This window comes from Rhizobium sp. CFBP 13726, from assembly GCF_014841925.1.
GTDB classification, from domain to species: Bacteria; Pseudomonadota; Alphaproteobacteria; order Rhizobiales; family Rhizobiaceae; genus Neorhizobium; species Neorhizobium soli.
Window position 1 is genome coordinate 603,806 of sequence record NZ_JACYUU010000003.1, and the last position, 7,188, is coordinate 610,993.

The window sequence follows — 7,188 nt, forward strand, 5'->3', positions numbered from 1 at the left end:
TGTTTCTCGTGCCGGCAGCCTATCGGATCAGCATGCGATCTGGTGTTCCATTTTTCTCTCGAAGAACCATTCTTCGAATGCGGCTGGAGACAGCGGCTTTGCAAAAAGATACCCCTGCGCTTCATCACAACCCATCTTGCTCAAAGCCTCGGCCGCCTCGGTCGTCTCCACCCCTTCCGCCACGACCTGGTAGCCCAGGTCGTGCGACAGCTGGATCATCGATCTGACGAGATTGGTTTCGCGAAAGCCATCATCCATGCTGCGGATAAAGGATTGATCGATCTTGACCACGGTGGTCGGCAAGGTCTGGAGATAGGACAGGCTGCTGTAGCCCGTGCCGAAGTCGTCGATCGATAGTCGGACCCCGCCATCGGAAAGCGCCTGCAACTTCGCCAGCGCGTTTGCCGCGTCCTTCATGATCGCGCTTTCGGTGACCTCCAGCTCCAGCATCGCCGGCCGGATACCATGTCTCAAGAGGGACAGTTGCACCCGTTGGACAAAGTCCGGTTCATCGAGGTTTGCCGCCGAGATATTGACCGATACCGGAACGATTACCCCCCTGGATTTCAGGTTGCCGGCTTCGCGCAGAGCGGCATCCAGAACCCACGCGGTCATCTTGCCTATATGTGGAGACTGCTCGATGATCGGAGCGAATTCGCCGGGGGAGATGGCTCCCAGTTCCGGATGGAGCCAGCGCAGGAGGACTTCTGCTCCGACGCAATGGCCATCCGGCAAACTGACACGCGGCTGGAACACGATCGATAGCTGATCGCTGCCTTGAAGGGCGTTGTCGAAATCCTGCAGCAGACGGAAACTCCGCTGGTAGCGATCGTCACTGGCCTGTGAAAAGACCGCGACATGTGTCGCTGTCAGACGAGCGTCCTGCGCTGCGCTGCTCATGGCACGCAGGAAATCCGACGGCGTGGTGTCGGGTTTGAGCGGCGCGACGCCGATTGCCGGCGTCATCAGAAATCTGAGGTCCGACTCGTCGTCCAGGTCACCCAGCAGCTGTCTGAGGTAAACCATGCAGTCGAGGCCTGCGATATTTCTGTCCCTTATGAACGCAAACTGCGTCGTGGAGACGTGATAAAGTGTTGTTTTGCCGCCAACGATCGCTCTGAGCCGCTGTGCGGCATCGCGCACTTTCGCATCGATTTCGGCTGTTCCCATCACGCGGGAAAGGTCGTCAAGCTGCCGCGTCTCGGCAAGGTCGATCAGGACACCGGTATAGGCCGTCCGCCAGGCCGGTCCTCTGAGAAGGTCGCTCACGTCCTCGGAAAACTGGGTACGATTGGGAAGCCCGCTGACCGGCTCGATCCTGCCATACGCATGTTGCAGTTCGATCTGGGCCATCACCATTGCGGCAAGGTCCTGGAGACTGGCAATCTCGTTTTCGGTGGTCTCACGCGGCTCGGCTCCAAGGACACACAAGGCGCCGAGACAATGCCCCTCGCGCGTCGTGAGCGGTGCTCCCGCGTAAAAACGCACGCCTGTCTTTGCAAGGACACTGTCGTGGTAGTGCGCATCCTTGGACAGGTCCGGAACGACGAGAAGTTCGGTACTCTCGGCCACTGCCGCACAGGGCGCCTTGTCTCGTGGAATAGACTGGTGCTCCACCCCGACACGCGCCTTGAACCACTGCCTGTCGGAATCGGTTAGCGATATGGCCGCGATCGGCAGGTCGAATATCTGGCTCGCCATGCGCGTGATACGGTCGAAGCTCTCACTTGCTGGCGTATCGAGCAATTTCAAAGAGTGCAGAGCGGCGAGACGGATTTCCTCATTGGTTTTCATGTAATATCTCAGTCGTAATGTCTTTTCGGGATAAAGTTGGGACGGCGTTTAAATTGACATTCTCACAAGGTTGCGGCCTGACGCCTTTGCCTCGTACAGACGGCGATCTGCCGTCTTGAACAGTTCTTCGTAACTGGTGTTTTCGCGGAAGGTGGCCCCGCCGATGCTGACCGACAGCAGCCCTTCGCCAACGTCCCTAGGGAAGGGCAGTGCGCGGATCCTCTGTCTTATCAGCTCGGCCGTGCGCGACGCCGTGTCATCGACAACAGCCGGCAGGAAGACGGCGAACTCTTCGCCGCCGACGCGTCCGACAAGATCTGCCGGCGACAGAGTTTCCTTGATAGCCCCAGCAATCAACTTCAGGGCCTGGTCACCCGCCTGATGCCCGTGACTGTCATTGATTGCCTTGAAATGATCCGCATCGACGATCAGAAACGATCCCGTTTGCGGAAGCGATCCCGCCCGCGCTCTTTCCAGATAGGCTTCGACCAGCATTTCGAATGCACCGCGGCTAAGCACGGCGGTAAGACTGTCTGTCGAAGCAAGCCGCTGCAGCTCCACCTTGGCCACGGCGAGTTGCCGGATCTTCTCCAACAGAAAGTAAAAGAAAGGCCCGCCGATCAGGGTCGGGAGCAGGATGTCTGTCGCGAGTGCGCGACGAAAATGATCCTGCGACATCTCCGCGAAATTAAACGAGTCGGCCAATACTGCGGCGACAACGCAAAGAGCTGTGCCAAGCAGTGTTCCTGCAAACACACGCAGTCTCGAAGTCTCTTGACGGATAAGGTGGACGAACGGCAATGCTGTACCCTAGATTCAGACATTCTGAATTAGCATCTGCCTATTAAGAAAAGCGCTATATCAAACACTCAAATCGTCTCGATTTGGTACGTAGATACTCGTACATGTTGGGCTTGTTCCATGCGCGGCAAATTCGGATCATCGACAGTGAGATCCGCTCGGGTCATGACCGGTTGAACTGCTCACGGAGTGTGCTGGCGATGGGCTCTTTTCGAAGTTGCGCTCGGATAATGTTCCCAATTGCCGGACGGTCTCTCGGGCAATTGTCGCGCGGAATGCCAATTCTGGTGTCGCGTTTGGTCGCGCATCATTTCTCGGTATTACTTCGCAGTTTCAGCTCGTCTAAAGGAATGATTTAAGCGGGACCCCAGGCAGATATGGTTCGAAACGAAAAGACTCCGCCATAATATCTACATCCGTATGCGTGCTTTCCGTGCCGGAAGAGTTTTAGGCGAGGATCAGGAGAGGATGCTATTTTGGTCTGTCCCCACTAAGGCGGACCAAGCATCGGCCTCAATCGCAAATTCAGGGCCCCGAAAATGTCAGGTATCAAGCAGTGGAATAAAGTCGAGAGGCTGGTGCGACACGGATTCCTTTTTGAGAGCGTCGGTGAGGCCTACCCAAAGGAGCTTGGTGCGGTCGATGCATTCGCAAAAAGACACTCCGCGTATCTGATGCTTCAACGCGAACGACACGCTGCTATCGAGGCAGCACTAAACGCAAGCGTAGATCGTGCTTAACGACATATACAGCCATACCGCAACACCACATAGATGATTCTGGCGGGTCACAACTTGACAATAAAATACGAAGCATTGGAGTTCGATCTCGACGCAGGGGCGACAGCGGCCGACCTTGTGCGTATGGAAATGAGTTACCGACCTCAATCAGGTGCCAACGAACTGAGGGCGTACTTTTCAGTAAGCGGGCAGAACAGGTTCCTTGAAGTCTTCTTCCCGCACGTAGATATCTTCCGCGTCATCGATGACATGCATCTGCCGCTGGGAGAGCACGGATTCGAAACGGTGGGACACATCCCTAACCACTTTGCTTACAAGATCAAAGGAAGCCCCTTCTGGGCAGCGCAACGCGAAGTCTTCGAAATATCCCTACCTGGATCAACCCACTATCGGTTTGCCACAGGGGGCAACTGCCTTGATGTGATTACGCGAGATGAGCCCTGCTTCTGCTGGGTCAATTATGACGACGCATAAGGTACGGTCACAACTTCGACCTCATCAGATGATCCCATGGCATAGATGCATCATAAGGCTGCTGCCAGTTTTAGAGTGTTCATGCCGTCGCGAGGGCCGCGGCTGTCCGTCCAGTCGGGCCTCTACGGACGTCTCATCTTGTGGAATGGAGCGTACGCATCTCAACGATACAGATAGTCATAAAGTTTCGGCAGCCGAACCCTAACCTCATGCATCAGGGCAAAAGCCGCGTCCGTAGCCGTCCCAGTGCCGCGCTCAAACCTAAAAATGCAGCCGGTCAATGGTCGCCGGATCGACCATTTCCGTGTCAGGCGAAAGACCCCTTTGGTGTTGCTGTAGACGAGGGGAAGGCTCGATGGGGTATCCTCAATGGTTACTCCACGTAAAGCCTCGATTACGAGCTGCTGGCCTGGATTGATAATTGAGAATGAAACAAGACGGACATCCCTCGGGTTTCTCGTATCTGCCAGGTCCCATCGATACCCATAGTCGCAACCCCCATAGCAAGACATCCCATTAGGATGTTGGCACAGTTTCCAAGAAAGAAGCTCTGGCTCAACGATGTGTAGAAAGGCCTCTTTGCACGCTTTGGATGGTGTCACTTCTTCGCCTTTTTGGTTGGTCGAATGACGTCAGAAGACATAGCGGTATCGTAGGCGGTACACTAGACGAAACGAACTATAGCGGCGCGCTGAGTGCACTTTTGGGCCAAAGCTGCCGAGGTCTCTTTTCGGGCCGAAGAAGCTGTTGACATCTTGTGTTCAAGGCGTCGACGAGAGCTTGTAACTGAATACAAGTCACTGGAGCGCATACGTGTTACTGTTCGAAGAAAATCATCATATCCTTTCGAAGCTGAAGAGCGATGGTTTGGCGCTTGAGTCACCCCGCCCTATCGACTTTTGTCATGTCTTTCCTGATCAGGCATCCGCGCACGCCTTTGCCCAAAGAATTGCTGACGATGGCTTCTCCGCAAAGGTGGATTTCGTTCAGAGAGATTTCGATCCCTGGGATGTTATCGTGACCTCGATTGTTGTACCCGGCTGCACGGAAATCACTGACTTGGAGATGGTGCTGGGTGATCGGGCGAAGTTGTTCGGTGGTAGAACGGATGGATGGGGGTTCTTCGGTGAATAGAGGAAGCCTGATGGGTTTGTTGTCCTACAGCTTCATGCCGAGGTAGCGACGAGCACGAAGTAGGCGCCCTCGATCGGATGATGGCTGACGTAAGAAAGTGCTCTGGGAGCGCTGGTTGATGCGTCGTTAGCTAGCCGGCCCGAAGCAGGCTTGACCATAGCGGTTTGGAACCAGCGATGCTATCAAGGATGAACGACTGACAAGTAGGCTCGTCTGTGATTGATGCCCACCACGCTACGCCGACTGCTTGACCGAGCCTATGAGGCGTTCGCCTACTACCAGCAACCAGCGTTTCTTGACGCTTCGCCGTTGCGCAATCCCGAAAAGATACTAAAGCAATTGACTGCTAAGCCACTGAGGCTTTTAGACGTTGCGGACGTTCAGGAATACGCTTCGGCGGCATTGACCACGGTTGGTACTATCGACGATTACAAGCACTTCCTCCCCCGCCTCCTGGACCTTGCAATGGAGTCCGCTGTCATTGCACCTCCCGTGATCGCTCTCAAACTACGGGCGGCAGAGTGGCGGGCTTGGCCGGGAAACGAGCAGCAAGTCGTGGAGGCAGTTTTTGTCGAAGCTTGTGAAAACGCTTTCAGGCAGCACCCGGACAACTATCTTGCTGATGGGTGGCTTGTCGCACTGGCGATATTGAAGATCGACCCCAGTCGACAGCAAGCAAAGCTCTTGAAATCATCCAGCGACCTCTGCGCCCTACAGCTCGCCCACGTAATGCTTTCAGACACCCTCTTTGCGAGTGGTCCCTGTGAGCGAGCTTATTGGGAGTACGTACCTGACAAAATTGTGCAAGACACGCGCTTTTGGATGCTTAGCGAGGAGATGCGGACGTTTCTCCTGACAGCGAGGTTGCGGATAGGCTCGAACGATGCCTGGCTTCTTGAGAAAGCCATAGCTAGACGAGAACAACTCCTTCAGCAGCGGCTTCAGTGACATGAGCTTGCAAGTTCGTAATTGCACGAGCGGACCAACGGCAATCGCAGATGGTCGTTCGCTTTACAGCTCAATTTGCTCGGAGATGCGAAGCGAATCGTCCGTCTTCACGCCAGGTTAGTGCAATCACGTCAAAAGTCTGATTATCTTGTAGCTTACGCAGTATTCGGTTTGGAAGCGGAATGACCCTCTACAAAAGGCCTGGATTTTTTCCTCGTTTGTCTCGATCTTTGGGTTGATGACCTTCATGATTGGGGAGCATCTTGCTCGCTCTTATGGTTTCATCGCGCGGATAGGAATGGGACTGTTGTGGTTGACGACGGGCGTGCCCCTAGTCCTCTTGTTCAATTGCGAGAGGTGTGGACGTCCATATTTTGTCGGTCCGGTTCCCGATCTCTGTGGAAGACTGACAAGGTGACTTATTTCCCGCAACAGATCGTGCCGATGAAAGAATGCGCCAAGTGCGGCAAAGACCATACCATCGCCGACTAGCGATTACGAAACCAAACCTCGACGCTTCTACTGCAGGAAATTGTGTTTCGCTGCATACCGCTCACGAGCCACGATGTACTCTCTGCTCCAAACATCTATGGCTTCGTCAGCTTGGTCGACGATGATCTGCAGGCTTGGGTCGCTGTCGATCCGGTCACTCCGATCAAGCTTACTCACGGGAAAGGGTGCACCGAATGCATCGATGATTCCGCCCAAGATGCGCGCGTAGCTGGGTAAGAGCATGTCCTGCAGCGCATCACGTACAGTCGGAGCTAGAGCTCCGGACGAGTTGTCAAAGAATTGTTGAACGCCGCCATTCCCGACATCTCCGTCAAAGATTGACGTGGCATAGAGATATACGCCCGGCTGGCCAAGCACTGCGACCGTCCGTGGAATAGGCTGGTCTTCGATGGAGATGCCTTGTTCGGCCTGATCTATCGCCTGCCTCAGAAGCCAGTCATCAAGTGAATTCAGATTATTGTAGGTCGTCATCATCTTGGTCCGTCCAATCTCACAGGCTTCTCAGCTCAAAGTCCCCAGTCAACGGGTATCAGTGCAGGAGACGAATGATCCGCTGTGACCCACAAGCACCTCAAGAGCGTGAATCGCGAAGACGGCGTAAAGCAGACGTCGGGCTCGCGGCCCTTAGCGGACACAACGACCTTCTTCACGGTGACTGCGGTAGCGTCGATAATACTCGCGATCGGTCCAATCCCGATCAAATGCAGCCGAAAGATCTAGGTGCCTGATATCCAGTGGAAAGAGTGAACGGCGAGTTTCGATCAACGGATTGAACTCTGGCCAA

General features: G+C 54.8%; 6 protein-coding genes. 3 read left to right on the forward strand and 3 right to left on the reverse strand.

Annotated features, from left to right (window positions below):
- Positions 1-27: 27 nt before the first annotated feature.
- A complete protein-coding gene (locus IFT66_RS16835) occupies positions 28-1,794 on the reverse strand; it encodes a putative bifunctional diguanylate cyclase/phosphodiesterase (protein ID WP_092661266.1) in 1,767 nt (588 codons plus the stop codon).
- A gap of 48 nt (positions 1,795-1,842) precedes the next feature.
- Positions 1,843-2,550 (reverse strand): GGDEF domain-containing protein, encoded by a 708-nt coding sequence (locus tag IFT66_RS16840; RefSeq protein WP_342344780.1) that lies wholly within the window; start codon positions 2,548-2,550, stop codon positions 1,843-1,845.
- 818 nt (positions 2,551-3,368) lie between these two features.
- Between IFT66_RS16840 and IFT66_RS16845 the strand changes: the two genes are divergently transcribed.
- The 3 genes from IFT66_RS16845 to IFT66_RS16855 all read left to right on the forward strand — a co-directional run bounded on the left by IFT66_RS16845 (position 3,369) and on the right by IFT66_RS16855 (position 5,891).
- On the forward strand, positions 3,369-3,809 hold the full coding sequence (locus IFT66_RS16845; protein ID WP_192078270.1) for a hypothetical protein: 441 nt from the start codon (positions 3,369-3,371) through the stop codon (positions 3,807-3,809).
- Between the two features lie 813 nt (positions 3,810-4,622).
- A complete protein-coding gene (locus IFT66_RS16850) occupies positions 4,623-4,943 on the forward strand; it encodes a ribonuclease E inhibitor RraB (protein ID WP_192078271.1) in 321 nt (106 codons plus the stop codon).
- 222 nt (positions 4,944-5,165) lie between these two features.
- Positions 5,166-5,891, forward strand: coding sequence for a hypothetical protein (locus IFT66_RS16855; RefSeq protein ID WP_192078272.1), 726 nt, complete (start codon positions 5,166-5,168; stop codon positions 5,889-5,891).
- A 519-nt stretch (positions 5,892-6,410) separates the two neighbouring features.
- Here IFT66_RS16855 and IFT66_RS16860 read toward each other — a convergent pair.
- Positions 6,411-6,878: a DMP19 family protein gene (locus IFT66_RS16860; RefSeq protein WP_192078273.1), complete on the reverse strand. Its 468-nt coding sequence runs from the start codon at positions 6,876-6,878 to the stop codon at positions 6,411-6,413.
- Positions 6,879-7,188 lie beyond the last annotated feature (310 nt).

Bases quoted from the DNA above. Each gene is read 5' to 3' on its own strand.
- IFT66_RS16835 (WP_092661266.1), bottom strand. From the start codon at position 1,794: ATGAAAACCAATGAGGAAATCCGTCTCGCCGCTCTGCACTCTTTGAAA.
- IFT66_RS16845 (WP_192078270.1), top strand. From the start codon at position 3,369: ATGATTCTGGCGGGTCACAACTTGACAATAAAATACGAAGCATTGGAG.
- IFT66_RS16855 (WP_192078272.1), top strand. From the start codon at position 5,166: ATGCCCACCACGCTACGCCGACTGCTTGACCGAGCCTATGAGGCGTTC.
- IFT66_RS16860 (WP_192078273.1), bottom strand. From the start codon at position 6,878: ATGATGACGACCTACAATAATCTGAATTCACTTGATGACTGGCTTCTG.